General features: G+C 73.7%; 3 protein-coding genes. 1 reads left to right on the top strand and 2 read right to left on the bottom strand.

Features of this window, described 5'->3' with window-relative positions:
• Positions 1–193: 193 nt before the first annotated feature.
• On the bottom strand, positions 194–574 hold the full coding sequence (locus tag B8460_RS16690; RefSeq protein WP_048862746.1) for a Rap1a/Tai family immunity protein: 381 nt from the start codon (positions 572–574) through the stop codon (positions 194–196).
• 64 nt (positions 575–638) lie between these two features.
• Positions 639–1,361: a 7-cyano-7-deazaguanine synthase QueC gene (queC, locus tag B8460_RS16695; protein WP_048862747.1), complete on the bottom strand. Its 723-nt coding sequence runs from the start codon at positions 1,359–1,361 to the stop codon at positions 639–641.
• Between the two features lie 48 nt (positions 1,362–1,409).
• Here queC and B8460_RS16700 point away from each other — a divergent pair, with 48 nt between their 5' ends.
• Positions 1,410–2,246, top strand: coding sequence for a HesA/MoeB/ThiF family protein (locus B8460_RS16700; protein ID WP_048862748.1), 837 nt, complete (start codon positions 1,410–1,412; stop codon positions 2,244–2,246).
• Positions 2,247–2,267 lie beyond the last annotated feature (21 nt).

The raw sequence follows: 2,267 nt of genomic DNA on the forward strand, positions 1-2,267 counted from the left end.
ACCACCGCCGCGCCCTCGGCCGCGAGCGCCTTCGCGGCCGCGGCGCCGATGCCGCTGCCCGCGCCGGTGATCCACGCGACCTTGCCCGCCAGCTGCGCCATCATGCCCTCCCGCCGTTCATTGTGCGGACAGGGTGCGTGGCGGGCGGTGCGCGGTCAATCCGGCGCGCCGCCCCGTGCGCGGCCGCCCGACGCTACTTGCAGGCGAAGGTTTCCTTGAAGAACGCCTCAAGCCCCCGCCCCGCCGGGGCCGCGGCGCGGTTCTCGCTGCTTTTCGTCCACGCGATGAAGCTCGCGAGCGTCTGGGTGCGCGACGGCGGCTTCGGCGGCAGGCAGACCGACTTCGCGTCGTGTTCCAGCAGCAGCGACAGCACGCCCTGGGCAAAGCCGTGACAGAAATTGATCGCCGCCGCCTTCTGCGCGCCGCCCGGGCCGCCGGCGCACAGCGCGGCGAGGTCGCCGGCGGTGCGAACGGGAAAGCCCTGCGCGTGCGCGGGCGGCGTCGCCACGGCGGCGGTCAGCAGAAGGGCGGCGCCCGCCAGGGCGGCGCGGACGGGATCGCAACGGTGCGTCATGGACCAGGAACCTCGTTTCGTCGGGCGTGACATCGGATGCGCGGCGCCGGGCCGGGCAGGCCCCTCATTCGCCCTGCCCCGACCGCCACCGCGCCCAGCCGCCGGCGCGCAGGTCGCAGGCGGGACAGGCGGCGCAGCCATAGCCCCAGTCATGCCGCCGCGTCCGGTCGCCAAGGTAGCACGTATGCGTCCCCTCGACGATCAGCGACACGAGCGGCGCGCCGCCGAGCCTGTCCGCGAGCGCCCAGGTCGCTGCCTTGTCGCGCCACATCAACGGCGTCTCCAGCACGAAGCGGCGCTGCATCCCGAGATTGAGGGGGAGCTGCATCGCCTTGATCGTGTCGTCGCGGCAGTCGGGATAGCCGGAATAGTCGGTCTCGCACACGCCCGCGACGATGCGCCGCAGGCCGCGCCGCCAGGCCAGCGCCGCCGCATAGGTCAGGAACAGCAGGTTCCGGCCCGGGACAAAGGTGTTGGGCAGCCCCTCGTCGGTCATCACGATCGCCTGCTCCGCCGTCATCGCGGTCGCCCCCAGCGCCCCGATGCCGGCGGTGAGGTCGATCAGATGGTCCGGCCCCAGCCGCGCGCCCCAGTCGCGCAGCCCGGCAAGCCCCGCCCGCAGCGGCGCCCGGCACGACAGCTCGACCGCATGGCGCTGCCCATAGTCAAAGCCGATGGTCTCGACGCGGGCATAACGGGCCAGCGCCCAGGCGAGGCAGGTGGCGGAATCCTGGCCGCCGGAGAACAGCACCAGCGCCGCGTCGGTCCGGTCGGATGGCTGGGTCACGTGCGGCTCCTCTCCTGCGCGGCGTTCCGGGCGCCTATGGTATGGGGCATGGACCTCGATTTCAGCGAAGACGACATCCAGCGCTACTCGCGCCACATCCTGCTGCCGGAGGTGGGCGGCACCGGCCAAGCGCGGCTCGCGGCCGCGCGCGTGCTGGTGGTGGGGGCGGGCGGTCTCGGCTCGCCGGTGCTGCTGTATCTGGCGGCGGCCGGCGTCGGCACCATCGGCATCGTGGACCACGACCGGATCGAGCTGTCGAACCTGCAACGCCAGATCGCCCACACCACCGACCGCGTCGGCATGGCGAAGGCCCACTCGGCGGCAGCCGCGGCCCGCGCGATCAATCCGGGCGTCGACGTCGTGCCGATCGAGGCGCGGCTCGATGCGTCGAACGCGCTGGCGCTGATCGGCGGCTACGACATCGTCTGCGACGGGACCGACAATTTCGCCGCCCGTTTCCTGGTCGCCGATGCCTGCGTGCTGGCGCGGCGGACGCTGATCTCGGCCGCCGTGCTGCGCTACGAGGGGCAGCTGTCCACGTTCAAGCCGCACGCGGGCGGCCCGTGCTACCGCTGCCTGTATCCCGCGCCGCCGCCGCCGGGCCTGGTGCCGAGCTGCGGCGAGGCCGGCGTGCTCGGCGCGGTGACGGGCGTGCTCGGCACCTGGCAGGCGACCGAGGCGCTGAAGGAGATTCTCGGCATCGGCGAGGGCCTGTCCGGCCGGCTGCTGATCTGGGACGCGCTGGCCGCGAGCCTGCGCACCATCCGCCTCCGGCGGGACCCCGCCTGCCCGTCCTGCGGCGCCGCGCCCAGCATCACCGACCTGTCCGCCCATGCGGCGGCGGCGGAGGGCGCGCCGGCGGAAGGGGCGGCTTGTGGGGTCTGATCCGCTCGGCATCCTGCTGAT

Origin of the sequence: Acidisphaera rubrifaciens HS-AP3 (assembly GCF_000964365.1) — a bacterium.
Lineage (GTDB): Bacteria > Pseudomonadota > Alphaproteobacteria > Acetobacterales > Acetobacteraceae > Acidisphaera > Acidisphaera rubrifaciens.